The sequence below is a fragment of the Marinobacter sp. MIT932201 genome, from assembly GCF_047123295.1.
Lineage (GTDB): Bacteria > Pseudomonadota > Gammaproteobacteria > Pseudomonadales > Oleiphilaceae > Marinobacter > Marinobacter salsuginis.
On the sequence record NZ_CP138917.1, the window covers coordinates 962,701 to 989,429 of the forward strand.

Here is a 26,729-nt window from a genome sequence, read left to right on the forward strand (position 1 = left end):
TCACTCGTAGAAGAGGGTAGAAAATCGTGGAGTTATTGTCTGGCGCCGATATGCTGATCCGGTCCCTTCAAGATGAAGGTATCGAATACATATACGGCTATCCGGGTGGTGCAGCCCTTCATATTTATGATGCGCTGTTCAGGCAGGACAAAGTCAAGCACATTCTGGTAAGGCACGAGCAGGCGGCGGTCCACATGGCCGACGGTTATGCCCGTGCGACCGGAAAACCAGGTACCGTACTGGTGACCTCGGGTCCTGGAGCCACCAACACCATCACTGGCATTGCCACCGCATTCATGGATTCCATCCCCATGGTGGTTCTGTGCGGCCAGGTTGCGTCCACCCTCATCGGCGAGGACGCGTTCCAGGAAACCGATATGATGGGTGTCTCCCGTCCGGTGGTTAAGCACAATCTCAGTGTCCGTCATCCCGAGGAAATCCCGGAGATTATCCGTAAGGCGTATTATATTGCCGCGACCGGTCGCCCCGGTCCTGTGGTCGTGGATATTCCCAAGGATATGACCACGCCGAACGAGCGTTACGAGTACGCCTATCCCAAGAAGGTCAAACTGCGCTCCTACAACCCCGCTATTCGCGGCCATGCCGGTCAGATCAAGAAAGCGGTCGACATGATGCTGGCGGCGAAGCGCCCAATTATCTACGCAGGCGGTGGGGTTGTTCTGGGCAAGGCATCGGATCAGCTGACTGAGTTGGTACGGCTGCTGGGCTATCCGATCACCAATACCCTGATGGGCATTGGTTGTTACCCGGCCAGCGATAAACAGCACCTGGGCTGGCTTGGCATGCACGGCACGTACGAAGCCAACATGGCCATGCACCACTCGGATCTCATTCTCTGCGTGGGAGCCCGTTTTGATGATCGGGTGACCAATGCTACCGAGAAGTTCTGTCCGGGCGCGCGCATCATCCATATCGACATCGACCCGGCCTCGATTTCCAAAACCGTGGATGCCGATGTGCCCATCGTTGGCCCGGTTGACGCTGTGCTCAAGGAAATGCTGTCGCTGGTGAAGGAAGCCAAGGAAAAGCCGGACGCGGACGCAATTGCTTCCTGGTGGAAGCAGATTGACGAGTGGCGAGCATTCCATGGCATGCGCTATGAGACCAGCCCGGATGTGATCAAGCCCCAGGAAGTCATCGAAATGCTGTGTCGCTTGACCAACGGCGAAGCCTTCGTGACTTCCGATGTTGGTCAGCATCAGATGTTCGCGGCCCAGTACTACAAGTTCGATAAGCCCAACCGCTGGATCAATTCCGGTGGTCTCGGCACCATGGGCTTCGGCCTGCCGGCGGCCATGGGGGTAAAACTGACCCATCCGGACGACGAAGTGCTGTGCATTACCGGTGAGGGCAGTATCCAGATGAACATCCAGGAGCTGTCGACCTGCAAGCAGTACAACCTGCCGGTTAAGATCATTAATCTGAATAACCAGGCTCTGGGTATGGTCAAGCAATGGCAGGACATGAACTACGAGTCCCGTCATGCCGAGTCCTACATGGAATCACTCCCAGATTTCATCAAGCTGGCGGAAGCCTATGGGCACAAGGGTGTCCGGATTGAGAAGAAAGAAGATCTGGAAACCAAGCTGAAAGAAGTGCTGGCAATGAAGGACGATCTGGTGTTCGTGGATATTTACGTGGACCGCTTTGAGCACGTGTATCCGATGCAGGTTGCCCGGGGCTCCATGAAGGATATGTGGCTCAGCAAGACGGAGAGGGTCTGATCATGCGTCGAATCATTTCTGTTTTGCTTGAAAACGAGCCCGGCGCCCTGTCACGTGTTGTTGGTCTGTTTTCCCAGCGCAACTACAACATCGAAACGCTCACCGTGGCGCCAACCGAGGACGAGACCTTGTCCCGTCTTACCGTGACCACGACGGGTTCGGACAAGGTGATCGAGCAGATCACCAAGCAACTGAACAAGCTGATCGAAGTTGTCAAGCTGGTAGATCTGACCGAAGGTGCCCACATCGAGCGTGAGCTGATGCTGGTCAAACTGAAGGCCACTGGTTCCCAGCGTGCCGAGATCAAGCGTACGGTAGACATTTTCCGCGGCCAGATTGTAGATGTGACGAGTTCGGTCTACACGGTTCAGCTGGCAGGTGACAGCGAAAAGCTGGACGGCTTCATTCAGGCCGTTGGCACGTCGGGCGTTCTTGAAGTAGTCCGCAGCGGTGTATCCGGTATCGCCCGAGGCGAGAAGGTGCTCAGCCTTTAAGAATTTCAAACACGTTTTGAACATTATGGCCCCTCGGGGTCATCACAAATAACAGAGGTTTCTCATGCAGGTTTATTACGATAAGGATTGTGATCTTTCCATCATCCAGGGCAAGAAAGTTGCCATCATCGGCTTCGGTTCCCAGGGCCACGCGCACGCGTGCAACCTGAAAGAGTCTGGCGTTGACGTAACCGTGGGTCTGCGCCCGGGTTCCTCCTCCATCGCCAAAGCCGAAGCCTATGGCCTGAAGACCAGCGACGTGCCGTCTGCGGTTGCCGCGGCTGACGTTGTTATGGTTCTGACCCCGGACGAGTACCAGGCTCAGCTGTACAAGGCTGAAATCGAGCCGAATCTGCAGCAAGGCGCCACTCTGGCATTCGCCCACGGCTTTGCGATCCACTACAACCAGATCGTTCCGCGCAAGGATCTGGACGTCATCATGGTTGCTCCAAAGGCGCCGGGTCACACGGTTCGCACTGAATTCGCCAACGGCGGCGGTATTCCCGATTTGATCGCCATCTTCCAGGATGCCTCCGGCAATGCCAAGAATCTGGCCCTCTCCTATGCCAGCGGTATCGGTGGCGGTCGTACTGGAATCATCGAAACCAGCTTTAAAGACGAGACTGAAACCGATCTGTTCGGTGAGCAAGCCGTTCTGTGTGGCGGCACGGTGGAGCTGGTCAAGGCAGGTTTTGAAACTCTGGTTGAAGCCGGGTACGCACCGGAAATGGCCTATTTCGAATGTCTGCACGAGCTGAAGCTGATCGTAGACCTGATGTACGAGGGCGGCATTGCCAACATGAACTACTCCATCTCCAACAATGCGGAGTATGGTGAGTACGTGACTGGTCCGGAAATCATCAACGAGCAGTCTCGCGAAGCCATGCGCAACGCCCTGAAGCGTATCCAGAGCGGCGAGTATGCCAAGATGTTCATTTCTGAAGGCGCTCTGAACTACCCGTCCATGACTGCACGTCGCCGCCAGAACGCTGCCCACGATATCGAAGTGGTTGGTGAGAAGCTGCGTGGTATGATGCCGTGGATCTCCGCGAACAAGATCGTGGATAAGGACAAAAACTAAGCGGAATTCCGCCTGGTTTTGAAAAACGCGGCCCGTGAGGCCGCGTTTTTCGTATATACTCCGCCCAAACGCTTTCCGGAGTAATGGAGATGACTGAAGAAAGAAAAACCGCCGACGGCAAGCAGAACCCGGACTACGAAGTCGAGGCCGGGGAAGTGGTTGAAGAAGAGCTGGTTGAGGGTGCACCGGTTCGCCGAAAAGGTATCTATCTGCTCCCCAATGCGCTGACAACGGCTTCGCTGTTTTCAGGTTTCTACGCCATAGTCTCTGCCGCAAACGGCGTGTTTGATAACGCCGCGATTGCCATTTTTGTCTCTATGATTCTGGATGGACTGGATGGCCGTGTTGCCCGGATGACCAACACCCAGAGCAAATTCGGAGAAGAGTACGACAGCCTGGCCGACATGGTGGCCTTTGGTGTTGCCCCTGGCCTTGTTGCCTTCTTCTGGTCGCTGAACGCCTTTGATAAGGTCGGTTGGGCCGTTACTTTTATCTACGTGGCTGGCGCTGCACTTCGTCTGGCCCGCTTCAACACTCAGATTGGTTCAGTTGACAAGAAGTTCTTTGTTGGGTTGCCCAGCCCCGCAGCCGCGGCGTGCGTTGCTGGCCTGGTCTGGTGCTTCCATCTCTTTGAACCAGCTGCCTGGCTCACGTTGCTTACCATGGTGGTGGTTGCCGGTACGGGCGTGCTGATGGTCAGCAATATTCTCTATCGCAGTTTCAAGGATCTGGATCTGCGTGGTCGGGTGCCTTTTGCTGCGATTCTGCTTGTGGTCCTGGTGTTTGTAGTGATCGCGCTGGATCCGGCTACCGTACTCTTTACCGGATTTCTGATATACGCGTTGTCCGGCCCTGTTCGTGCGCTGTTTCGTGGTAAGCCCCGAAAAGCTTCAGGCGCCGCTGACTGAGTTCTTGCTGCCCGGGCCTTCTCATCGAGGCCCGGGAATTTTCACCACAGTCTCCGGTCAACGCCTTAGCTGGCTGACGCCCTGACGGAGACTTTCCATGTTTATCAAGAATCGCCCATCCTGGGTGTTGCCCCACTCAGAAGTTACCCCCGAAGCTGTTTTTCTCAATCGAAGGAAATTCATGTCTGGAGCTGCGGCCGTCGCCGCGGGCCTTTCAGTGCCGGGTCTTTTATCCGCTGCGAAGCTGCCGGTGCCTGGGGAGGCGCTGGATTACGTTGCAATGCCCGGCTTTTCTACCGATGAAGAGAAAACACCGTTCGAGGATGTGACCCGCTATAACAACTTCTACGAATTTGGCACCGGAAAAGGCGATCCGGCCAAGTACGCCGACGAAATGAGCGTTGATCCCTGGTCCATAGTGGTTGAAGGTGAATGTGGGCGGCCCGGTAAATATGCCTTGGAAGACCTGCTAAAACCTCATGAATACCAGGAGCGGGTGTATCGCCTGCGTTGTGTCGAGGCCTGGTCCATGGTTATTCCCTGGATTGGCATTCCACTCGCCGACGTTATAAAACGGCTTGAACCCAATTCCGGAGCGAAATACGTCTATTTCGAGACCCTGTATGATCCGGATCAGATGCGGGGTCAGCGCTCATTGTTCAGCACCATCGACTGGCCCTACCAGGAGGGCTTAAGGATGGATGAGGCCATGAACGAGTTAAGCTTCCTGGCGGTCGGGCTTTATGGCAAAACCATGCCCAATCAGAATGGTGCGCCTATCCGGCTGGTTGTTCCCTGGAAATACGGATTCAAGAGCATCAAGTCGATCGTCAAGATGCGTTTCCAGGAGGAGCGCCCGAAAACCACCTGGGAAATGCTCGCGCCCCAGGAGTACGGATTCTATGCCAATGTTAACCCGGAGGTGGACCATCCAAGGTGGAGTCAGAAGCGTGAACGTAGACTGCCTTCCGGTTTGCTTTCGCCTAACTGGATGGAGACGGTCAAGTTCAATGGTTATGGGGAGCAGGTGGCCCACCTGTACAAGGGTATGGACCTGAGCAAGTTCTATTGATGAATGGTCCTCGAATAGTGGATCGACCTGGCTTTGTCTTGGCTTTTCGCCTTCTTGCAGCCTTTCTTGCCTGCGTTCCACTACTGATATTGGCCATCAGCATCGCAACGCAGTCTCTGGGGCCTGACCCGGGCCAGGAGGTGACGGAGTCACTCGGCCTTGCGGCGTTCCAGTTGTTAATCGTGACCTTGGCGATGACTCCCCTCAAGCGCTGGTCTGGTTGGGCAGGCTGGATCCGGGTTCGCCGAATGCTCGGCCTGTTTGCATTCTTTTATGCTGTACTGCATGTGTTGGCGTTTCTGCAATTCATACTCGGGTGGAGTGATCTTTGGGCGACGTTCACCAAGCGGCCCTATATTGTTGCGGGCGCACTTTCCTTCCTTATGCTCGTGCCTCTGGCTGTGACCTCAACCAGGGGGATGGTGAAGCGGCTGGGTAAAAGCTGGAAGCCGCTGCACAAGCTGATCTACCTGATCGCCATCGCTGCTTGGGTCCATTTTATTTGGCAGGCAAGAAGCGATGTTGGCGAAATGGTCGCTTACGGCCTGGTCATCGTGGGTTTGCTGGCATTGCGCTGGAAATGGAACGGCGTTCGAGGGTTGATTCCCTTTGCCAGGGGCTGATTTTGGTCTAAGGATTGATCAAAGTGATCGATTGGTGATCAGCTCACTACGTGGAAACCGAAACCGCTAGAAATTAATTCAAAAACCTCGTTGACAGTTTTCCTGACGCCTGTAGAATGCGCACCACTTCTGAGGGACAAGCCACTCACGGCGGTCTTCCGAAGCGATGCAACTGTTTGAAAGTATTGAAGAAAACGAGTTTTAAAATTCTTCAAATAAACGGTTGACAAGGCAGCGGAACGATGTAGAATACGCGGCCTTGATTGAGCAACAGCTCAAACGCTCTTTAAAAAGTTGACCAAGTAATTCGTGTGGGCGCTGGCCGAGGTGTTTCGGATATGAAATATCAGGACAGTGACTCGTCGAAATTGAGTTTTGTCTTGAGCATGATTTTGAAACCTTCGGGTTTCAGTATGATTTAAACTGAAGAGTTTGATCATGGCTCAGATTGAACGCTGGCGGCAGGCTTAACACATGCAAGTCGAGCGGTAACAGGGGGTGCTTGCACCCCGCTGACGAGCGGCGGACGGGTGAGTAATGCATAGGAAACTGCCCAGTAGTGGGGGATAGCCCGGGGAAACCCGGATTAATACCGCGTACGCCCTTCGGGGGAAAGCAGGGGATCTTCGGACCTTGCGCTATTGGATGTGCCTATGTCGGATTAGCTAGTTGGTGGGGTAAAGGCCTACCAAGGCGACGATCCGTAGCTGGTCTGAGAGGATGATCAGCCACATCGGGACTGAGACACGGCCCGAACTCCTACGGGAGGCAGCAGTGGGGAATATTGGACAATGGGGGCAACCCTGATCCAGCCATGCCGCGTGTGTGAAGAAGGCTTTCGGGTTGTAAAGCACTTTCAGTGAGGAGGAAAAGTTGGTCGTTAATACCGGCCAGCCTTGACGTTACTCACAGAAGAAGCACCGGCTAACTCCGTGCCAGCAGCCGCGGTAATACGGAGGGTGCAAGCGTTAATCGGAATTACTGGGCGTAAAGCGCGCGTAGGTGGTTTGATAAGCGAGATGTGAAAGCCCCGGGCTTAACCTGGGAACGGCATTTCGAACTGTCAGGCTAGAGTATGGTAGAGGAGTGTGGAATTTCCTGTGTAGCGGTGAAATGCGTAGATATAGGAAGGAACACCAGTGGCGAAGGCGGCACTCTGGACCAATACTGACACTGAGGTGCGAAAGCGTGGGGAGCAAACAGGATTAGATACCCTGGTAGTCCACGCCGTAAACGATGTCTACTAGCCGTTGGGACTCTTGAAGTCTTAGTGGCGCAGCTAACGCACTAAGTAGACCGCCTGGGGAGTACGGCCGCAAGGTTAAAACTCAAATGAATTGACGGGGGCCCGCACAAGCGGTGGAGCATGTGGTTTAATTCGACGCAACGCGAAGAACCTTACCTGGCCTTGACATGCAGAGAACTTTCCAGAGATGGATTGGTGCCTTCGGGAACTCTGACACAGGTGCTGCATGGCCGTCGTCAGCTCGTGTCGTGAGATGTTGGGTTAAGTCCCGTAACGAGCGCAACCCCTATCCCTAGTTGCTAGCAGTTCGGCTGAGAACTCTAGGGAGACTGCCGGTGACAAACCGGAGGAAGGTGGGGATGACGTCAGGTCATCATGGCCCTTACGGCCAGGGCTACACACGTGCTACAATGGCGCGCACAGAGGGCTGCAAACCCGCGAGGGGGAGCCAATCTCACAAAACGCGTCGTAGTCCGGATCGCAGTCTGCAACTCGACTGCGTGAAGTCGGAATCGCTAGTAATCGTGAATCAGAATGTCACGGTGAATACGTTCCCGGGCCTTGTACACACCGCCCGTCACACCATGGGAGTGGATTGCACCAGAAGTGGTTAGTCTAACCTTCGGGAGGACGATCACCACGGTGTGGTTCATGACTGGGGTGAAGTCGTAACAAGGTAGCCGTAGGGGAACCTGCGGCTGGATCACCTCCTTAAACGAAGCCGAACGCTTCGGTCAGAGTCCACACGAATTACTTGGTTGGCTGAATAAAGAGAGCAGATGGGTCGTTGCAGGCCCGTGTTTTTGGGTCTGTAGCTCAGGTGGTTAGAGCGCACCCCTGATAAGGGTGAGGTCGGTGGTTCAAGTCCACCCAGACCCACCAGAATTTCACTGCTCGTCGTTGTCAAAGCACTTGCATAGCAGGCTATGCGGCGCACTTTGACGCCTAGATCAGCAAAATCCTGGTCTTGGAGACGATAGCAGAGCGCAGGACAGATTACGTTAATCTAGGCGCAGCTTGAATGAGTGAAGGAGTGACCCTCGATGGGTCATGACTGATGCGAATGAATGCTGCAACGACGAGTAACGGAAGCTGGACAAGTTCTGGGGCTATAGCTCAGCTGGGAGAGCGCCTGCCTTGCACGCAGGAGGTCGGCAGTTCGATCCTGCCTAGCTCCACCAAATTACTGACTAACTTCGGTTAGCAGTGTGCAGAAACAAGTGTTTCAACTTGATGAAGTTCGAAGCCCTTCTTTCTGATCACTGGGTCAGATTTGCTCTTTAACAAATTGGACGAGATAGAACACGACTTACTGATTCCATTATCTCCGGAATCAGTGGTCAAAGTGATAGCGATTTCAAGCGTTATCCGGTGTTGTCGTTGAAGTGGTTGTTATATCGCTTCAAGGAACTGTCTCCACTTATTGATGCCCTGGTTTACCAGGTTATCGATGGATGGAACACAGTTGTCTTGGGGTTATATAGTCAAGCAACTAAGCGCATACGGTGGATGCCTTGGCAGTCAGAGGCGATGAAAGACGTGGAAGCCTGCGATAAGGCTCGGGGAGCTGGCAAACAAGCTGTGATCCGGGCATTTCTGAATGGGGAAACCCACCGACTTTCGGGTCGGTACCTTACACTGAATCCATAGGTGTAAGGGGCGAACCGGGGGAACTGAAACATCTAAGTACCCCGAGGAAAAGAAATCAACCGAGATTCCCTAAGTAGCGGCGAGCGAACGGGGACTAGCCCTTAAGCTAGACAACTGGTAGGAGAAGGCTCTGGAAAGTGCCGCCATAGTGGGTGATAGCCCCGTATCCGAAACCTGAGTCTGGTGAAATCGAGTAGGACGGGACACGTGATATCCTGTCTGAACATGGGGGGACCATCCTCCAAGGCTAAATACTCCTGACTGACCGATAGTGAACCAGTACCGTGAGGGAAAGGCGAAAAGAACCCCTGTGAGGGGAGTGAAATAGATCCTGAAACCGTATGCGTACAAGCAGTCGGAGCGGACTTGTTCCGTGACGGCGTACCTTTTGTATAATGGGTCAGCGACTTATGTTCAGTGGCGAGGTTAACCGTTTAGGGGAGCCGTAGGGAAACCGAGTCTGAATAGGGCGATTTAGTCGCTGGGCATAGACCCGAAACCGGGCGATCTATCCATGAGCAGGTTGAAGGTGCCGTAACAGGCACTGGAGGACCGAACCCACTGTCGTTGAAAAGCCAGGGGATGACTTGTGGATCGGAGTGAAAGGCTAATCAAGCCCGGAGATAGCTGGTTCTCCCCGAAAGCTATTTAGGTAGCGCCTCGGACGAATACCACAGGGGGTAGAGCACTGTTTCGGCTAGGGGGTCATCCCGACTTACCAACCCGATGCAAACTCCGAATACCTGTGAGTACTATCCGGGAGACACACGGCGGGTGCTAACGTCCGTCGTGAAGAGGGAAACAACCCAGACCGCCAGCTAAGGTCCCCAAGTACCAGTTAAGTGGGAAACGATGTGGGAAGGCTCAGACAGCTAGGAGGTTGGCTTAGAAGCAGCCATCCTTTAAAGAAAGCGTAATAGCTCACTAGTCGAGTCGGCCTGCGCGGAAGATGTAACGGGGCTCAAACTGGTCACCGAAGCTGCGGCTGCATACGTTGTATGCGGGGTAGGGGAGCGTTCTGTAAGCCTGCGAAGGTGTGTTGAGAAGCATGCTGGAGGTATCAGAAGTGCGAATGCTGACATGAGTAACGACAATGCGGGTGAAAAACCCGCACGCCGGAAGACCAAGGGTTCCTGCGCAACGCTAATCGGCGCAGGGTGAGTCGGCCCCTAAGGCGAGACCGAAAGGTGTAGTCGATGGGAAACGGGTTAATATTCCCGTACCTTGGATAGCTGCGATGGAGAGACGGAGAAGGCTAGGTGAGCCGGGCGACGGTTGTCCCGGTTTAAGCGAGTAGGGAGTGGACTTAGGCAAATCCGGGTCCACAATCCCGAGACGTGACGACGACTGCTCATAGAGCGGGAAGTCATTGATGCCATGCTTCCAGGAAAATCTTCTAAGCTTCAGGCTATTCGAGACCGTACCCCAAACCGACACAGGTGGTCAGGTAGAGAATACCAAGGCGCTTGAGAGAACTCGGGTAAAGGAACTAGGCAAAATGGTGCCGTAACTTCGGGAGAAGGCACGCTGGCAGTAAGTGAAGCCCCTGCGGGTGGAGCTGAGACCAGTCGAAGATACCAGGCCCCTGCGACTGTTTATTAAAAACACAGCACTGTGCAAACACGAAAGTGGACGTATACGGTGTGACGCCTGCCCGGTGCCGGAAGGTTAATTGATGGGGTTAGCGCTTGCGCGAAGCTCTTGATCGAAGCCCCGGTAAACGGCGGCCGTAACTATAACGGTCCTAAGGTAGCGAAATTCCTTGTCGGGTAAGTTCCGACCTGCACGAATGGCGTAACGATGGGGGCGCTGTCTCTACCCGAGACTCAGTGAAATTGAAATCGCCGTGAAGATGCGGTGTATCCGCGGCTAGACGGAAAGACCCCGTGAACCTTTACTATAGCTTCACAGTGAACTTTGAGCATGTTTGTGTAGGATAGCTGGGAGGCTTTGAAGTGGGAACGCCAGTTCTCATGGAGCCAACCTTGAAATACCAGCCTGACATGTTTGAGGTTCTAACTTGGTCCCCTTATCGGGGATGAGGACACTGTGTGGTGGGTAGTTTGACTGGGGCGGTCTCCTCCCAAAGCGTAACGGAGGAGCACAAAGGTGGGCTAAGCATGGTCGGACATCATGCGGTTAGTGTAATGGCACAAGCCCGCTTAACTGCGAGACAGACACGTCGAGCAGGTACGAAAGTAGGTCATAGTGATCCGGTGGTTCTGTATGGAAGGGCCATCGCTCAACGGATAAAAGGTACTCCGGGGATAACAGGCTGATACCGCCCAAGAGTTCACATCGACGGCGGTGTTTGGCACCTCGATGTCGGCTCATCACATCCTGGGGCTGAAGCCGGTCCCAAGGGTATGGCTGTTCGCCATTTAAAGTGGTACGCGAGCTGGGTTTAGAACGTCGTGAGACAGTTCGGTCCCTATCTGCCGTGGACGTTGGAGATTTGAGGAAAGCTGCTCCTAGTACGAGAGGACCGGAGTGGACGAACCTCTGGTGTTCGGGTTGTGACGCCAGTCGCATTGCCCGGTAGCTATGTTCGGACAGGATAACCGCTGAAAGCATCTAAGCGGGAAGCCCCTTCCAAGATGAGATCTCCCTGGACCCTCGAGGTCCCTGAAGAGCCGTTCAAGACCAGGACGTTGATAGGTCGGGTGTGTAAGCGCTGCGAGGCGTTGAGCTAACCGATACTAATTGCTCGTGCGGCTTGACTATATAACACCCAAGACAATTGCGGATAACGCAGAGCCTAACCGCTCAAACGAAATCAACTTCACTCCGTTCTATCCCGTCCCCCAGTGATCAACCGTTTTGCCTGACGACCATAGCGGTCTGGAACCACCTGATCCCATCCCGAACTCAGAAGTGAAACAGACCAGCGCCGATGGTAGTGTGGCGTTGCCCATGTGAGAGTAGGTCATCGTCAGGCTCCTAACACCAAAAACCCCAGCATCCTCGATGCTGGGGTTTTTTATTGCCTGAAAATCACGCCCTCACTCACCACAACCCGGTGATATACTTCCTCCACAAAGAACAAACTCTGACAATGGAGTCACCCAATGCCTGCCACTGATCATCTGGTCATCTTTGATACAACGCTCCGCGATGGTGAGCAAAGCCCCGGTGCCACAATGAATAAAGCGGAGAAGCTCCGCATTGCGAAAGCGCTGGAAAAGCTTCGGGTCGACGTTATCGAGGCAGGATTCGCGATTGCGAGCCAGGGTGATTTCGAGGCGGTGAAAGGGATAGCAGAAACCATTAAGGATTCCACGATCTGCAGTCTCGCCAGAGCGCTTGATAAGGATATCGACCGCGCAGCGGAAGCTATCCGGCCGGCACAACGCGGTCGTATACATACGTTCATCGCCACGTCGCCTATTCACATGAAGCACAAGTTGCAGATGCAGCCGGATGAAGTGATTGAGCAGGCGGTTCGATCAGTAAAGCGTGCTAGAAGCCATGTGGATGACGTTGAGTTTTCGTGCGAAGACGCAGGGCGCTCGGAGTTGGACTTCCTGTGCCGGATCATTGAGGCAGCCATTGATGCAGGCGCCACCACGATCAACATTCCCGATACCGTGGGCTACGCGATCCCAGAGCAGTTCGGTGAAACCATCCGTCAGCTCATGAACCGGATCCCCAACGCCGATAAAGCCATTTTTTCGGTACATTGCCATAACGATCTGGGTCTGGCTGTCTCAAATTCACTAGCGGCGGTCTCCCAGGGCGCTCGCCAGGTTGAGTGCACCATCAATGGGTTAGGTGAGCGAGCCGGTAATGCGGCGCTTGAGGAAATCGTGATGGCGGTCCGTACCCGTCAGGACCTGTTCAACATCGACACTCGCATTGATACCCAGCACATCGTGCCCGCGTCGCGGCTGGTTTCCACCATCACCGGGTTTCCTGTTCAGCCCAACAAGGCGATCGTGGGTGCCAATGCCTTCGCCCATGAATCGGGCATTCACCAGGATGGGGTACTGAAGCACAGGGAAACCTACGAGATCATGCGGGCGCAGGATGTGGGCTGGCACACCAACAGTCTTGTGTTGGGTAAACATTCGGGGCGTAACGCGTTCCGTACCCGTTTGCTAGAACTCGGGATCCAGTTTGAGACCGAAACCGAACTGAATGAAGCGTTCACACGGTTCAAGGCACTCGCTGATCTCAAGCACGAAATTTTCGACGAGGATCTGCAGGCGATTGCCAGCGATACTCGCCAGAAAGAGGAAGACGGCCGGTATGGGCTGGTCTGCATGCAGGTATGCTCTGAGACCGGTGTCGTGCCCAAGGCCAATCTGACGCTCACTGTGGACGGCAAAGAACATAAGGTCGAGGCGGAAGGTAGCGGTCCGGTCGATGCGACCTTCAAGGCAATCGAATCTCTGGTGGATTCAGGCTGCAATCTCCAACTGTATTCCGTAAACAACATCACCAGCGGCACCGATGCCCAGGGCGAAGTGACTGTGCGCCTGGAACGCGGTGGTCGGATCGTTAACGGCGTGGGTGCGGATACTGATATCATCATTGCGTCCGCCAAAGCCTACATAGAGGCTCTGAACCTGATTAGTAAGGGCGGAATTCGACAGCATCCCCAGGTTGCTGATGTGTGAGCGTTTGAATTCGGTGAGTTCCGACAGGCGAAGTGAATGATTGGATCGGAAGCAGAGCGTCAGTTTTACCTGGGAGCGGCGGGGATACGGATGTGGTATGCCCGGCAGCCGCTCCCGGGTGCGGCGCCCAGTCCAGGCTTTGTGTATCCAGAGGAGGACGCAGCTCCTGAGACAGTTCCAGGGCAGCCAGAGCCGGTAGCCCGTCGGGCAAGTGGTTCGGGCCGCGCTGGCATGGAGAAGCCGACTGTTCCGGATCGCACCGAAGGCGTCGCCCGAATAGCCGATCTGCAGGCATTGATGGGTGGTAACGCTGGCGTTCCGGAAAAGGCGCCGCCGCAGTCCCCCGCAACGCCCTCTTTGCCAGAGGTGCCAACCGAAGCTCCGAATTCAGGGTTTTCTGAGGAAGTGTCGGTGCGACCGTCCCGAATCCCAACCGTGAGTGCCAATCTCATGATCTGGGCGGGGAGCAATGTGGTTCTTATCGGAGGCATGTCCGAGGATGCCAGCGGTCGTCTGCAGGAGACCCTTGCGATGAATATTCTCAAGAGCTTGGGAGAGCATAAGCCCCGGGTTCTGGGCCGTGTGGTCTGGCCCATCTTCAACAATCTGCTGGTCCCCGGGAACTCCGGTCATGACCTTGTTGAGGTGATTCGCCACATTCTGTCGGGTCTGGAGCGTAAGCCTGTTGTTGTTCTGCAGGCCGGAGAAGATTCGGAGCAGGGCTGGGTGGAAGCAGCTCTCGGCCGTGATGCGGCAGTTCGGTTTCCGCACACCCTCGCGGAGATTGCCGGTAACCCGACGCTCAAGCGATCCCTGTGGCAACAAATACGGCCTATGGTCGCCCGTTAATGCCCTATCCGGAAGCCTACCAAAAAGTTCTCAACGCCGATCTGCTCATGCGTCCTCTGGCGCCTGAGGATGTGCCGGCAGTGCTTGATATAGAGCGCCAGGGGTATTCCCATCCCTGGAGCGAATCGGTGTTTCTGGATTGTTTCAAGGACAACTATCGGGTCTGGGGTGCCTGCCATGGCGGCGATCTTGTTGGCTACGCTGTCCTGGCTTACATCGTTGATGAAGCGCATTTGCTGAATATTTGCGTGCACCCGAGAGCCCGCGGCGAGGGCGTGGGACGCTATCTCCTGAGGTACGTTCTGGCAACCGCAGCCCATGAGGGGATGTCCCAGCTGTTGCTCGAGGTCAGGGTCAGCAATCATGCCGCTATCGCGTTGTACCAGGATGAGGGTTTTCGCGAAATCGGTCTGCGCCCCGGGTATTATCCGGCCGCCAATGGACGGGAGGATGCACGCGTTATGATGCGTGCTCTCGGCCAGTGAGTGCTCAAGAGCGAGTTAGCGTCACAGAGGCATAGGGCCTATAATGGCCGCCTTTTCCAGAACATCAGATTCAGGTTGCTTTTCGATTATGTCTAACCTTTCCCAGGAAGTGGCCAAGCGCCGCACCTTTGCCATTATTTCGCACCCGGATGCCGGTAAGACTACGATTACCGAGAAGGTGCTGTTATTCGGCCAGGCCATTCAGAAGGCTGGTACCGTCAAGGGAAAGAAATCCGGTCAGCATGCCAAGTCTGACTGGATGGAAATGGAAAAAGAGCGGGGTATCTCGGTTACCACCTCCGTAATGCAGTTCCCCTATGGTGGCAAGCTGGTGAACCTGCTGGATACGCCGGGCCACGAGGATTTCTCCGAGGATACCTACCGGACCCTGACAGCGGTCGACTCCTGCCTGATGGTGATTGACAGCGCCAAGGGTGTCGAGGAGCGAACCATCAAGCTGATGGAAGTTACCCGCTTGCGGGATACCCCCATTCTCACCTTCATGAACAAGCTGGACCGGGATACCCGGGATCCAGTGGAGCTGATGGATGAGGTTGAAGAGGTCCTGAAGATCGCCTGCGCGCCGATCACCTGGCCTATTGGTATGGGCAAGAGCTTCAAGGGTGTGTATCACCTGCTGCGGGATGAAGTCATCCTCTATCAGTCCGGTCAGGGACACATGATTCAGGACAAGCGAATTATCTCGGGGCTCGATAACCCGGAGCTGGACGAGGCGATTGGCGCCTATGCTGACGACCTGCGCGATGAGATTGAGCTTGTAAAGGGCGCTTCCCACGAATTCGATCAGGAAGCCTTTCTTGCTGGCGAGTTGACGCCGGTGTTCTTTGGTACCGCACTGGGCAATTTCGGTGTCGACCACATGCTGGATGGACTGGTGGAGTGGGCTCCGGCGCCACAGCCCCGCGAAACCGACCAGAGACTGGTCCAGCCTGCAGAGGACGCCTTTTCGGGCTTCGTATTCAAGATCCAGGCAAATATGGACCCGCAACACCGTGATCGCGTTGCGTTCCTCCGAATCGTCTCTGGCAGTTACAACCAGGGCATGAAGGCCCGTCATGTTCGTATTGGAAAAGAGGTCCGCTTTTCAGATGCACTGACCTTTATGGCCGGCGACCGTGAGCATGCCGAGCAGGCCTTTGCTGGCGATATTATTGGCTTGCATAACCACGGGACCATTCAGTTGGGGGATACCTTTACCGCGGGTGAGGATATGAAATTCACCGGCATCCCGAACTTCGCTCCGGAACTGTTTCGCCGGATTCGCCTGAAAGACCCACTCAAGGCCAAGCAGCTCCAGAAAGGCCTTATCCAGTTGTCAGAGGAAGGGGCTGTTCAGGTGTTCAGGCCTCTGCGTAACAATGACCTGATTGTCGGGGCCGTGGGTGTTCTGCAGTTCGACGTGGTGGTCAGTCGCCTGAAAAGTGAGTACAAGGTAGAGGCGATTTATGAGCCGATCAATGTGGCCACAGCTCGTTGGGTGACCTGCAGCGATGAGCGCAAGTTGGACGAGTTCCAGCGCAAGAACAACGACAACCTGGCTCTTGATGGCAGTGACCGGCTCGCCTACATCGCTCCGACCATGGTAAACCTGAATCTGGCTCAGGAAAGGTATCCGGACATCCAGTTCCACAAGACCCGGGAGCATTAAACGTTCCGGGCGGAGGTGACCGTGCAGCTGATCGACGCCCATTGCCATTTTGATTTCCCTCAGTTCGATGGCCGGCGCGAAGCGGAGCTCGAGCAGGCCCGATCGCTCGGACTCCGCCGACTGGTCATACCCGGTGTCCGGCGGCCAGACTGGGACAGTGTCCGTGACACAGCGCTTGCCCATAATGGCCTGTTCTACTGTCTCGGGATTCATCCCTGGTTTGTTGACGAGCATTCCGAAGAGGATCTGACGGAGCTTCGCAGGCGACTTGCGGCACGGCCCGAGCGCTGCGTCGCCCTAGGGGAGTGTGGACTCGACCGCCTCAAAGGCAGTCTTGAAGTACAATGGCCCTGGTTTGACAGCCAGGTGGCATTAGCGAACGAGTTCGGCATGCCGCTGGTGATCCATTCCGTTAAGGCCCATGACGAAGTACACAGTCTGCTCAACCGTAGGCAGTGGACGGGACGGGCCCTGATTCACGGCTTCAGTGGCAGTTTTCAGCAGGGCGAAAAGCTGGTCGATCTGGGGTGCTTCATCGGCGTGGGAGGCGTAATTACTCACCCCCGGGCCCGAAAGACCCGCGATGCAATCGCAAAGTTGCCACTGGAGGCGCTGGTGCTTGAGACGGATGCGCCGGACATGGCGCCGGAGGGTGTACCGCAGGGGCAGAATTCTTCCCGGTATTTGCCGGATATTCTGAAGGCGCTTGCAGAGATTCGTGGCGACACGCCAGAGCAGCTGGCGCCGGTGTTGCTGGATAATGTGTCCCGGCTTTATGGTTGGTCCGTCGCGGATATAGGGGAATAACGAAACGAGCCGACACAGGGTTGGCTTTCCCGGGTGGTTCGAGTATACTTCGCGCCCTGGCTTTTCAAGGCGATGTCATTATCTCAGCCCCGAATGATGGCAGCGCAACACAGGTATGGAACCTCCTCCGGATGCCTTGCATTTACCGGTGGTGGTTTTTAACGTTTCTTATATAGCGTTCAAGGCGGAATCAATGAAGACTCTGAGTGCGAAACCAGAAACAGTAAAACGTGACTGGTACGTTGTAGACGCAGCCGGCAAGACGCTGGGTCGTCTGTCAACCGAAATCGCCCTACGTCTGCGGGGCAAGCATAAGCCTGAGTACACCCCTCACGTAGACACCGGCGATTACATTGTTGTGATCAACGCGAGCCAGGTGCGGGTTACCGGCAAGAAGGCATCTGACAAGATGTACTACAGTCATACCGGCTTTCCGGGTGGAATCAAGTCCATCAACTTCGAGAAGCTGGTCGACAAGGCTCCCGAGCAAATCATTCAGAAGTCTGTCAAAGGCATGCTTCCGAAAGGCCCGCTCGGTCGCGCCATGTTCAAGAAGCTGAAAATCTATGCCGGCGCTGAGCATCCTCACGCAGCCCAGCAGCCCAAAGAACTCGACATTTAACGGAAGGCGGATATGTCTGTAGCACAAAATTACGGTACTGGTCGCCGCAAGACATCCACGGCTCGGGTTTTTATCAAGCCGGGAAGCGGTAACATCTCTATCAATGGTCGCTCAATCGAAGATTTCTTCGGTCGTGACACCCTGCGCATGATCGTTCGTCAGCCGCTGGTTGTTGCCGAGTCTACCGATCGTTTTGATATCCAAATCACCGTGAAGGGTGGTGGTATCAGTGGTCAGGCCGGCGCAATTCGCCACGGTCTGACTCGCGCCCTGATGGATTACGACGAAACTCTGCGTCCGGCGCTGCGTAAAGCGGGTTATGTTACCCGTGACGCGCGTGAGGTCGAGCGTAAGAAAGTGGGTCTGCGCAAGGCGCGTAAGCGTCCTCAGTACTCCAAGCGTTAATTTCGCTGGAACAGATCCAGGAAAACCCGGCCCTTTTCGGTCGGGTTTTTTTATGTTCGGACGATTTGGCAGCAAATTGATCTGGAACAGTGATGAGGCGCCAGCGCCGGCTTTCCGACTTGTAAGGCCAAGGTAATTTCATTACCATTTGGGCGCTTATATTTTTGGGTTGTGAAGTCCTTTAAGATGCACATCGCCGGCGGTTTTGCGGGCTGTGACATCGCCTGATGGGAGAAAACCATAATGAGTAATGGCGACGTGAGCCAAGGCCGGCGCCGGTTTCTGATCGGTGCCACGTCTGTGGTGGGTGGAGTCGGCGTCGTCGGTGCGGCCGTTCCTTTCGTGGCATCCTGGAATCCCAGTGCCAAAGCGGAAGCAGCGGGTGCACCGGTAACCGTCAATGTCAGCAAGATTGAACCGGGTCAGCAGATTACGGTCGAGTGGCGAGGTAAGCCGGTCTGGATCATTCGCCGTACCGAAGAGATGCAGGCGAATATCGAGAAGCTCAACGACCGAGTGAAAGATCCTCAGTCAGAAGCGCCTCAGCAGCCACCGTATATTGATGGCATCCTGCGTTCCCTGAAGCCGGAGTTTGCCGTGCTTGTAGGGTTGTGTACCCATCTTGGCTGTGTTCCGTCCTACCGTCCGGAAGTTGCTCCGGCGGATCTCGGTGATGAGTGGCTGGGTGGTCTTTTCTGCCCGTGTCACGGTTCCCGATATGACATGGCCGGAAGGGTCTATGAGGCGCAGCCTGCTCCCCTGAACCTTGAGGTGCCGCCTTATCGTTTTGACGACGATTCGACCCTCACGATTGGTCTTGATCCGGAGGCAGCGTAATGCAAAAGCTGATTAACTGGGTAGACGAGCGTCTGCCAATCGTAGATGCCTGGAACAAGCATCTTGGAAAGTATTACGCGCCGAAGAACTTCAACGTGTGGTACTTCTTTGGTTCCCTTGCCATGCTGGTCCTCGTGAACCAGCTGGTTACCGGGATCTGGCTGACCATGAGCTACAACCCGTCCGGCGAAGGCGCGTTTGCGTCTGTCGAGTACATCATGCGTGATGTCGAGTGGGGCTGGTTGCTCCGTTATCTGCATTCTACCGGTGCTTCGGCATTCTTCGTTGTGGTCTATCTCCACATGTTCCGGGGGCTGATGTATGGCTCCTATCAGAAGCCGCGTGAACTCATCTGGATCTTCGGTATGTTGATCTACCTGATCCTGATGGCTGAGGCGTTCATGGGTTATCTGCTGCCCTGGGGCCAGATGTCCTACTGGGGTGCCCAGGTTATTGTAAACCTCTTCGGTGCTATTCCGGTCATCGGTGAAGATCTGTCACTGTGGATCCGTGGCGATTACCTGATTTCCGGCATTACCCTGAACCGCTTCTTTGCGTTGCATGTGGTAGCCCTGCCGATCGTTCTCCTTGGTCTGGTTGTGCTTCACATTCTGGCACTGCACGAAGTGGGCTCAAACAACCCTGACGGTATCGATATCAAGAAGAACAAGGACGAAAACGGTATTCCGAAAGATGGTATCCCGTTCCACCCTTATTACACTGTGCATGACCTTCTGGGCGTCGGTGTATTCTTCTTTATCTTCTTCATCGTCGTGTTCTTCTTCCCGGAAGGCGGCGGGCTGTTCATTGAAAAGCCGAACTTCGAGCCAGCTAACCCGCTCAAGACGCCCGATCACATCGCGCCGGTCTGGTACTTCACGCCTTTCTACGCAATGTTGCGTGCGGTAACGATTGACCTGTTCGGTCTGGATGCCAAGTTCTGGGGTGTTGTCGTGATGGGCGCAGCGATCGCCATTCTGTTTGTGCTGCCATGGCTCGACAAGAGCCCCGTACGCTCAATGCGGTACAAGGGCTGGCTGAGTCGCATTGCCCTGGCCATTTTCGCAGTCAGTTTCGTGGTGCTTGGCTATCTCGGCCTGGTACCGGCGACTGAAGGCCGCACCATGGTTGCCCAGGTTCTGACGGTGCTGTACTTCCTCTACTTCATCCTTATGCCGTTCTATACGCGTATGGAGAAAACCAAGCCAGTTCCAGAGAGGGTGACAGGATAATGAGAAAGCTGATTTTTGGTCTTTTCATCGCGGTCCTGCCGGCACTCGGGCTGGCAGCGGGTTCAACCGTGCCGCTGGACAGCTTCGAGTCAGATCACTCTGACAAAGCCTCTCTGCAGCGTGGTGCAGCTCTGTTTACCAACTACTGCATGGGTTGCCATTCCATGGAGTATGCCCGATACAAGCGCGTGGCTGATGATCTGGAGATTCCCGATGAGCTGTACGAGGAAAACCTGATCTTCACTGGCGCCAAGATTGGCGAGTTGATGAAGAACTCCATGAGCAAGGACATGGCTGCCGATTGGTTTGGTGCGCCGCCACCGGACCTCACGCTGGAAACGCGTTTGCGGGGCGAAGCGTGGGTGTATTCCTACCTGCGTGGCTTCTACAAGGATGAGTCCCGACCGCTGGGCGTGAACAACGTGGTGTTCCCGGCCGTGGGTATGCCTCACGTTCTGGTGGGGATGCAGGGGCTGTGTGCCGTTGAGCCCAACATCGGGACTCCGGCCAGCGTTGAGCCCTTGAGTGGCAACATCAACAACGCCGACGTATGCCCGGAGTACGCCATCGAAGGCAGCATGTCTGGACCGGAATTCGACCAGGCCATGTACGATCTGACCAACTTCATGTCTTACATGGGTGATCCGGTCAAGCTTGAGCGTGAGCGTCTGGGGATCTTTGTCCTGATCTTCGTGGCCATCTTCTTCGTGTTCGCCTACATGCTCAATCGTGAGTACTGGAAGGACGTACACTGAGAAATAGGGTATAATCCCATCCCCTGAGTTCCAGCGGGCATAACCGGCCCGCTGGATTTTTGCGTTTTTCAGGATCATTTCGGTTTGTTTACTCGTGAGGTAGTTCTATGGGCGTTGTGACCAAGCGGTCATCAATGACGTTTTTCTCGGATCCGGCCAGCCATTACAGTCACAGGGTGCGCATTGTTCTGGCAGAGAAGGGTGTTACCGTCGATATCGTTGATGTGGATCCGGACAATCCGCCGGCTGAGCTGGCCGACCTGAACCCGTACAACGCCCTGCCGACACTGGTGGATCGTGATCTGGTTCTTTATGAGCCCAACATCATGATGGAGTACCTGGACGAGCGGTTCCCGCACCCGCCCTTGTTGCCGGTGTATCCGGTTGCCCGTGCCAATAGCCGCCTGATGATTCATCGGATTCAGAAGGACTGGTGTGGCCTGGTGGACCAGATCCTGGCGCAGCCGAACGCCAAAGCGTCTGAAACGGCGCGCAAAGAGCTGAAAGAAAGCCTGTTGGCGACGGCGCCGCTGTTCGGGGAGATGCCGTTCTTCCTGTCTGAAGAGTTCACCATCGTGGACTGCTGTATTGCTCCGATCCTGTGGCGTCTTCCGGCCCTCGGTATCGAGCTGAACGAAAAGCAGGCCAAGCCACTGCAGAAGTACATGGAGAGCATCTTCAGCCGGGAAGGGTTCAAGGCAAGCCTGTCCGACCTGGAAGAAGACATTCGCAGCTGATTTGGTAACGTTCCGCTGGCCGGAGCAGGAGAGTGGCAGTGGCTGAGAGTAAAAACACTATGACGTCCAGCCGCCCGTACCTGGTACGAGCATTCAATGAATGGATTCTGGACAATGACTGCACTCCATACATCGTGGTGGATGCAGGCATTCAGGGTGTACAGGTGCCGACCGAGCATGTCGCCAATGGACAGATTGTTCTGAATATCAGTCCGGGAGCGGTCCGTGGTCTGGTTATCGGTAACGGTGCACTCGAGTTCAGTGCCCGTTTCGGTGGCGTCCCCATGCAGGTTTTCATTCCGCTGCAGGCGGTTATGGCAATCTACGCCAAGGAGAACGGTGAGGGCATGGTGTTCGGCAGTGAGCCAGGCTCTCCGGATCCGGATGGCACTTCCCGTGAGCGTGAGGGCGAGCAGTCTGCATCCGGGCAGGAGGATCGCCCTTCGGGCAGGCCAACCCTCAAAGTGGTGAAATAAACCGCACCCCGTAGTCTTGAAAAAGCCAGCTTATGCTGGCTTTTTTTATCCGCCAAAAATCTTGGCGTCGATCAGCCCGCAGAGGGCATTGATGATGAGGAGAAGTAACGGCGTTGCCTCTGTGGGGCTGAGGTTATTCAGCGCAATTTCGTGATCTTCCGGATGCAGGAGCGATGTTATGTCGGATTTCTCCCTGGCGCTAAGGACCACAACGCTCATCTCTCGGTCATGGGCGACCTGGATCGCCTGGATCAGGTTTGCCTTGTGGCCATCGTCCACGATTACGAAAAGAAGATCTCCGGGTTTGCCAATGGCCCTGACCTGGCGGGAAAAAGTGTCGTTGAAGCGATTATCCCGGCAGATCGCGGAATAGGTTGTCGCATCGGCGCCAAGATTGATGGCCGGTAGTGCAGGGCGGTCCTGGTCGAACCGGTTAAGAAGGGCGGTGCAGAAGTACTGGGCCAGAATATTGGCATTGCCGTTGGCGCAGGTAATGATTTTCCCATCCTGGAGCAGCGTTCCCACAAAGGCATTGGCAGCCTCTTCAATGTCGGGGCCAACGGTGCTGGCGGTCTGTGCGGTATGCTCCATATGGCTGGCGAACCACTGATTGATCTGGTGTTCGGTATCGGTCATTTTCAGTATCACTATCCTGCCAGAATTGCGTTCCTGATCCATTGTACCCGGTATTTTTTAACGGTACCCGGGCTGATGGCAACCACATCAATCCGCGAGACGCTGTTCCAGAGCCCATGGCGGTGCAAATAAAAGGAAACGGCACGGATCAGGCGTTTCTGTTTGGGGTAATTGATCGAACTTGCAGGGTCAACAAGACTGCCCGTCCCCCGATAACGGACCTCAAAGAACACGAGGGTCTCGCCATCCTGGCCGACGATGTCGATTTCGCCGCCGCGATTGTAGACATTGCGCTCTAGAATCCGGACGCCTCGACTAGCGAGGTATCGGGCTGCGACGCCTTCAAAATGGTTGCCCGTGGTTTTGGTGCCATCCATGGCAGCTGGTCTGCTCCTGTCGTGTTACTCGCTAATGGGGGCCGTTTCCTGGTTCGTGACTTCTGGCTCGCTCTCTTCGGTCACCGGGTCGGGGATGAGCTCAGGAACCCCATTGCGGAACTGCGCCCAGAGCTGTTCCCGGTGAATGCTGCCTTCGGCTGTCATGGTCAGGATTCCGGTCTGCCCGGAGATCGAGGCGCTTTCAACCTGTCTCAACAGGGGCAGGCGTTTGCTCAGGTGCCACGCATCGGCGCCCATGGCGAACAGGCGCCCGGGTTGGCCACGGGTACCGGAAAGGTTCTCTGTAGCCCGGGTTCGAAGTTCGTTGTCGTCTCCCAGCACCCAGGGAATGTCGGTGAAAATAACCCCGTTCAGGTCACGGTCCCGGGAGGGTGCGGGTGTGCCCTCGTAGATGATGGATGGCGAATAAACGGGCAGGTCACCACCGAAATAAAAGGCGAACAGAGGCTTGAACTGCCGCGCAACGGTGGGCTCTGCCACCATGACGATGGCGTCGGCGTCCTGCCGGCGCCTCGGCTCGAACTCGACATCCATGCCGATGGTCCGCTCAACCTGAATGGCCCTGTCCCGGGAAACGGTGATGCCCAGAAGGTCGGCCGTTACCGCCCGAAGATTGTCCTCCCGGTAGAAGCGCTCGATATCCAGTGCAACCCCTTCGTTGGAGGCCATTCGCTTCAATAACGCGGCCTCAACCCGATCGCCCCATTCGCCACCGGGGATAAGAACCAGAACCTGGCGCAGTTGTTCTGCGGCAAGTCGGTCGGCAATCTGTCGGGCCTCATCTTCGGCGGAAAGCCCGAATTGATACAGCCCGTCAGCAGGCCGGGTATCGGCTGGCAGATAGTTTAGCCCGAGCGCAGGCACCGGCAGCGTATTCATTGAGCCAAGCCCCGCAAGCGCTTCCTTTTCGAGGGGGCCGACAATCAGGTCGATATCCTGTTCGGACAGCTGCTTGTAAAGATCGGCGAACGCTGTGCCGGCGGTGTTGAAAATGCGAATGTCTGTTTCGCCCCGGTCGGCAGAGTCATCAAGGTAGTAGGCCGCCAGAAAGCCGTCCCGGATTGCCTTGCCTGCCGTTGCCAGCGGCCCCTCGAGGGGAAGGGCAAGTGCGATTTTTTCGGGGCGACTTTCGGCCAGCGTCGCGATCAGTCGCAATTCCGCAGGCAGAACCTGAGCGGCCGGATGACCCGGCCAATTGTTTTGCCAGTTGCGGATGATTCGTCCCTGCTCGTCAATGCCGGCGTCCGGTGTTCTGACAAGGCTGGCCAATTCCAGCCAGCCCTGGGCTTCATAGCCGATGGCCTCGGCAGACGCCGAGCTCAGGTCGCTCTCAGAGACCTGTTCCAACATGGACCAGATCCGGTTGTGAATCTGTTGCGCATCCGCCGTGTTATCCGTTTGCGCCAGCAGAATCAGGGTCATTGCCGCGGGTATGGGCTCGCCGGCGAGGCTGTATGTGTCCGTCTGCAGGTTGGCCGCCCGGGTGATCAGGTCAGCCGGGTAGTCGATAAAGGTAGAAGGAGCGAGTTCGCCGGCGATTGCTTTTGCCCAGGACTCATCCCCAAGGGCTGTGGCGCTCGCCATGGCCAGCAGCAGTTTTTGATTGCCAAGCCCGGAGGCGGGTTGCGCGAGCTGCCGACTTTGCAGTAGCGTTCTGGCCGCTTCGTGATTGCCCTGATCCTGGAACCTGCTGGCGATCCGAAGAAGATAGGCCTGTGCGGTTTCGGTGTTGTCCTCGTTGCTCGCCAGTTCCAGGGCCTGGTCGGCAGTTTGTGCAACGTGGGTTTCGAGGTTCACGGTGGCGCAACCAGCCGACAAAAGGGCGGCAGTAAATACGCTGGCCAGGGCTCGTTGATGAATGCGGATCTTTATCATGGCAGGCTCGACATACTCCGGATGATTGGGCTTGTAGCGCCAGATTAACGGTGGCAAGTTTAACAGCTCCGGGGTTAATTCACATGACGTAACTGTCACGGTCCCGGGCTCCCCATGAGAGAGGCAGAAGCTTTGAAAGATGAAGTTAGCGATTTCACATCGTCAGACAGCCGCAAGGGTGAATTGAAAGGAACGCTCTATGTTGTTGCCACACCCATCGGCAATCTCGACGATCTGTCTCCGCGGGCGGCCCGGACACTGGCCAGTGTGGATGTGGTGGCAGCAGAGGATACGCGCCACAGCGGGCGGTTGTTGAGCCATTTGGGTGTCCAGAAGCGCATGGTCGCGTTGCACGATCATAATGAAAAGGATCGCACCGCCGGGATCCTGACTGAGCTGCAGGCCGGACGTGATGTGGCTCTGATCTCCGATGCGGGTACGCCGCTGATTTCAGATCCCGGTTATGTGTTGGTGCGCGAGGCCCGGGCTGCAGGCCATCGAGTCAGCCCGATCCCCGGGCCCTGTGCTCTGGTGGCGGCATTGAGTGTCGCCGGTCTGCCGACGGATCGATTCCTGTACGTGGGATTTTTACCTGCAAAGCGCTCTGGCCGCAGGGCCAGTCTCGAGGTGCTGAGCAGTGAAGTGGCGACTCTGGTCTTCTATGAGTCGCCCCATCGGATTATGGAATCGGTACGCGATATTGCCGACGTGCTGGGGTCGGATCGTGAGATTGTGCTGGGTCGTGAAATAACCAAGACCTTCGAAACCTTCTACTCTGGCTCGGTGGCCGACGTTCTGGCTGAGTTGGAGCGGGACCCTCATGGAAACCGCGGTGAGTTCGTAGTGATGGTTCGCGGCGCAGCGGCTCAGGCCGGTAGTGAAGAGGCCGCTACCATGGATGTAGACCGTATGCTTCGTGTTTTGCTGGCGGAGCTGCCGGTCAAAAAGGTCGCCAAAATGGCTTCAGAGCTGACCGGGCTATCGAAAAACGAGCTTTATCAAAGGGCCTTGGCATTAAAGGATGGTTGAATTCAGGGGCAGTTTCTCTTGCAAGGCCATAGGTGCAGGAGTATTGTCTCGCCCGAGCTCGCCAGACAGTCGCCGCCGGTTTTCCGGGGGAGGAAAGTCCGGGCTCCACAGGGCAAGGTGCCAGGTAACGCCTGGGCGGCGCGAGCCGACGGAAAGTGCAACAGAAAGTATACCGCCTAAGTGCCTTCGGGCGCCGGTAAGGGTGAAATGGTGCGGTAAGAGCGCACCGCGTGGCTGGCAACAGTCCACGGCGATGGTAAACCCCACCTGGAGCAAGACCAAATAGGAATCCAATAGCGTGGCCCGCGCTGGATTCGGGTAGGTTGCTTGAGGCCTGTGGTGACGCAGGCCCTAGATGAATGACTGTCCAAGACAGAACCCGGCTTATCGGCGAGCTCGTTTTTTCCCTTCGTGTGACGTCTGTCATTCTCAGCAGGCGTTCTTTATAGCCAAAAAATCTTAAACCTCACTTGCAGTCT

22 protein-coding genes, 2 tRNA genes, 3 rRNA genes and 1 other RNA gene are annotated in these 26,729 nt (G+C 55.7%); 25 read left to right on the forward strand and 3 right to left on the reverse strand.

Annotated features, from left to right (window positions below):
* Window positions 1-26 precede the first annotated feature (26 nt).
* From SIC15_RS04360 to SIC15_RS04470, 23 genes are all read left to right on the forward strand, one after another.
* Window positions 27-1,745, forward strand: coding sequence for an acetolactate synthase 3 large subunit (locus SIC15_RS04360; protein WP_136630115.1), 1,719 nt, complete (start codon window positions 27-29; stop codon window positions 1,743-1,745).
* A gap of 2 nt (window positions 1,746-1,747) precedes the next feature.
* Window positions 1,748-2,239 carry an acetolactate synthase small subunit gene (ilvN, locus tag SIC15_RS04365; RefSeq protein WP_008170692.1) on the forward strand — a complete coding sequence of 164 codons (492 nt, stop codon included), beginning with the start codon at window positions 1,748-1,750 and terminating at the stop codon, window positions 2,237-2,239.
* 64 nt (window positions 2,240-2,303) lie between these two features.
* Complete coding sequence (gene ilvC / locus SIC15_RS04370) at window positions 2,304-3,320, forward strand: ketol-acid reductoisomerase (RefSeq protein WP_069185199.1); 1,017 nt, start codon at window positions 2,304-2,306, stop codon at window positions 3,318-3,320.
* An 89-nt stretch (window positions 3,321-3,409) separates the two neighbouring features.
* Window positions 3,410-4,228 carry a CDP-diacylglycerol--serine O-phosphatidyltransferase gene (gene pssA / locus SIC15_RS04375; protein ID WP_153637182.1) on the forward strand — a complete coding sequence of 273 codons (819 nt, stop codon included), beginning with the start codon at window positions 3,410-3,412 and terminating at the stop codon, window positions 4,226-4,228.
* Between the two features lie 97 nt (window positions 4,229-4,325).
* The gene (gene msrP / locus SIC15_RS04380) at window positions 4,326-5,300 is read left to right on the forward strand and encodes a protein-methionine-sulfoxide reductase catalytic subunit MsrP (protein WP_412537141.1); all 975 of its coding nucleotides are present in this window, start codon (window positions 4,326-4,328) and stop codon (window positions 5,298-5,300) included.
* Window positions 5,301-5,494: 194 nt separating this feature from the next.
* Entirely contained in the window at window positions 5,495-5,923 is a 429-nt protein-coding gene (locus SIC15_RS04385; RefSeq protein WP_412537586.1) for a sulfite oxidase heme-binding subunit YedZ, read from the forward strand.
* A gap of 420 nt (window positions 5,924-6,343) precedes the next feature.
* Window positions 6,344-7,883 (forward strand): 16S ribosomal RNA (locus tag SIC15_RS04390).
* 91 nt (window positions 7,884-7,974) lie between these two features.
* Window positions 7,975-8,051, forward strand: a tRNA-Ile gene (locus tag SIC15_RS04395).
* A 223-nt stretch (window positions 8,052-8,274) separates the two neighbouring features.
* Window positions 8,275-8,350: transfer RNA gene (locus tag SIC15_RS04400), tRNA-Ala, on the forward strand.
* Window positions 8,351-8,651: 301 nt separating this feature from the next.
* Window positions 8,652-11,543 (forward strand): 23S ribosomal RNA (locus SIC15_RS04405).
* A 99-nt stretch (window positions 11,544-11,642) separates the two neighbouring features.
* A 5S ribosomal RNA gene (gene rrf / locus SIC15_RS04410) occupies window positions 11,643-11,757 on the forward strand.
* The 16S, 23S and 5S rRNA genes sit together here with 2 tRNA genes alongside, the layout of an rRNA operon.
* Window positions 11,758-11,887: 130 nt before the next feature.
* Complete coding sequence (locus SIC15_RS04415) at window positions 11,888-13,438, forward strand: 2-isopropylmalate synthase (protein ID WP_412537142.1); 1,551 nt, start codon at window positions 11,888-11,890, stop codon at window positions 13,436-13,438.
* Window positions 13,439-13,474: 36 nt separating this feature from the next.
* The gene (locus tag SIC15_RS04420; RefSeq protein ID WP_412537143.1) at window positions 13,475-14,287 is read left to right on the forward strand and encodes a 2-isopropylmalate synthase; all 813 of its coding nucleotides are present in this window, start codon (window positions 13,475-13,477) and stop codon (window positions 14,285-14,287) included.
* Window positions 14,287-14,772, forward strand: coding sequence for a ribosomal protein S18-alanine N-acetyltransferase (gene rimI, locus SIC15_RS04425; RefSeq protein ID WP_069184014.1), 486 nt, complete (start codon window positions 14,287-14,289; stop codon window positions 14,770-14,772). The genes SIC15_RS04420 and rimI overlap by 1 nt, the downstream gene beginning before the upstream one ends.
* Window positions 14,773-14,860: 88 nt before the next feature.
* Window positions 14,861-16,441: a peptide chain release factor 3 gene (gene prfC / locus SIC15_RS04430; RefSeq protein WP_069184013.1), complete on the forward strand. Its 1,581-nt coding sequence runs from the start codon at window positions 14,861-14,863 to the stop codon at window positions 16,439-16,441.
* A gap of 21 nt (window positions 16,442-16,462) precedes the next feature.
* Entirely contained in the window at window positions 16,463-17,248 is a 786-nt protein-coding gene (locus tag SIC15_RS04435) for a TatD family hydrolase (protein ID WP_412537144.1), read from the forward strand.
* Window positions 17,249-17,441: 193 nt separating this feature from the next.
* Window positions 17,442-17,870 (forward strand): 50S ribosomal protein L13, encoded by a 429-nt coding sequence (rplM, locus tag SIC15_RS04440; protein WP_008176556.1) that lies wholly within the window; start codon window positions 17,442-17,444, stop codon window positions 17,868-17,870.
* Window positions 17,871-17,882: 12 nt separating this feature from the next.
* A complete protein-coding gene (rpsI, locus tag SIC15_RS04445) occupies window positions 17,883-18,275 on the forward strand; it encodes a 30S ribosomal protein S9 (protein ID WP_069184011.1) in 393 nt (130 codons plus the stop codon).
* A gap of 243 nt (window positions 18,276-18,518) precedes the next feature.
* A complete protein-coding gene (petA, locus tag SIC15_RS04450; RefSeq protein ID WP_069184010.1) occupies window positions 18,519-19,112 on the forward strand; it encodes a ubiquinol-cytochrome c reductase iron-sulfur subunit in 594 nt (197 codons plus the stop codon).
* A complete protein-coding gene (locus tag SIC15_RS04455) occupies window positions 19,112-20,344 on the forward strand; it encodes a cytochrome b (protein WP_069184009.1) in 1,233 nt (410 codons plus the stop codon). Before petA ends, SIC15_RS04455 begins: the two co-directional genes overlap by 1 nt.
* Window positions 20,344-21,099 carry a cytochrome c1 gene (locus SIC15_RS04460; protein WP_136630355.1) on the forward strand — a complete coding sequence of 252 codons (756 nt, stop codon included), beginning with the start codon at window positions 20,344-20,346 and terminating at the stop codon, window positions 21,097-21,099. Before SIC15_RS04455 ends, SIC15_RS04460 begins: the two co-directional genes overlap by 1 nt.
* A gap of 107 nt (window positions 21,100-21,206) precedes the next feature.
* Window positions 21,207-21,836: a glutathione S-transferase N-terminal domain-containing protein gene (locus tag SIC15_RS04465; RefSeq protein WP_069184007.1), complete on the forward strand. Its 630-nt coding sequence runs from the start codon at window positions 21,207-21,209 to the stop codon at window positions 21,834-21,836.
* Window positions 21,837-21,895: 59 nt separating this feature from the next.
* Complete coding sequence (locus SIC15_RS04470) at window positions 21,896-22,312, forward strand: ClpXP protease specificity-enhancing factor (RefSeq protein WP_174805052.1); 417 nt, start codon at window positions 21,896-21,898, stop codon at window positions 22,310-22,312.
* 45 nt (window positions 22,313-22,357) lie between these two features.
* On the opposite strand, the gene SIC15_RS04475 is transcribed toward SIC15_RS04470, so the two are convergent.
* The 3 genes from SIC15_RS04475 to SIC15_RS04485 are packed head-to-tail and all read right to left on the reverse strand — an operon-like array spanning window position 22,358 to window position 25,278.
* Entirely contained in the window at window positions 22,358-22,948 is a 591-nt protein-coding gene (locus SIC15_RS04475) for an SIS domain-containing protein (RefSeq protein WP_069184005.1), read from the reverse strand.
* Window positions 22,949-22,959: 11 nt separating this feature from the next.
* Window positions 22,960-23,325 carry a YraN family protein gene (locus tag SIC15_RS04480; RefSeq protein ID WP_136630356.1) on the reverse strand — a complete coding sequence of 122 codons (366 nt, stop codon included), beginning with the start codon at window positions 23,323-23,325 and terminating at the stop codon, window positions 22,960-22,962.
* A gap of 24 nt (window positions 23,326-23,349) precedes the next feature.
* The gene (locus tag SIC15_RS04485; RefSeq protein ID WP_227514540.1) at window positions 23,350-25,278 is read right to left on the reverse strand and encodes a penicillin-binding protein activator; all 1,929 of its coding nucleotides are present in this window, start codon (window positions 25,276-25,278) and stop codon (window positions 23,350-23,352) included.
* A 57-nt stretch (window positions 25,279-25,335) separates the two neighbouring features.
* Between SIC15_RS04485 and rsmI the strand changes: the two genes are divergently transcribed.
* Together rsmI and rnpB are read left to right on the forward strand one after the other, a co-directional pair.
* A complete protein-coding gene (rsmI, locus tag SIC15_RS04490; protein ID WP_412537145.1) occupies window positions 25,336-26,250 on the forward strand; it encodes a 16S rRNA (cytidine(1402)-2'-O)-methyltransferase in 915 nt (304 codons plus the stop codon).
* Between the two features lie 53 nt (window positions 26,251-26,303).
* Window positions 26,304-26,653, forward strand: an RNA gene (rnpB, locus tag SIC15_RS04495) — RNase P RNA component class A.
* The last annotated feature ends 76 nt before the right edge of the window (window positions 26,654-26,729 follow it).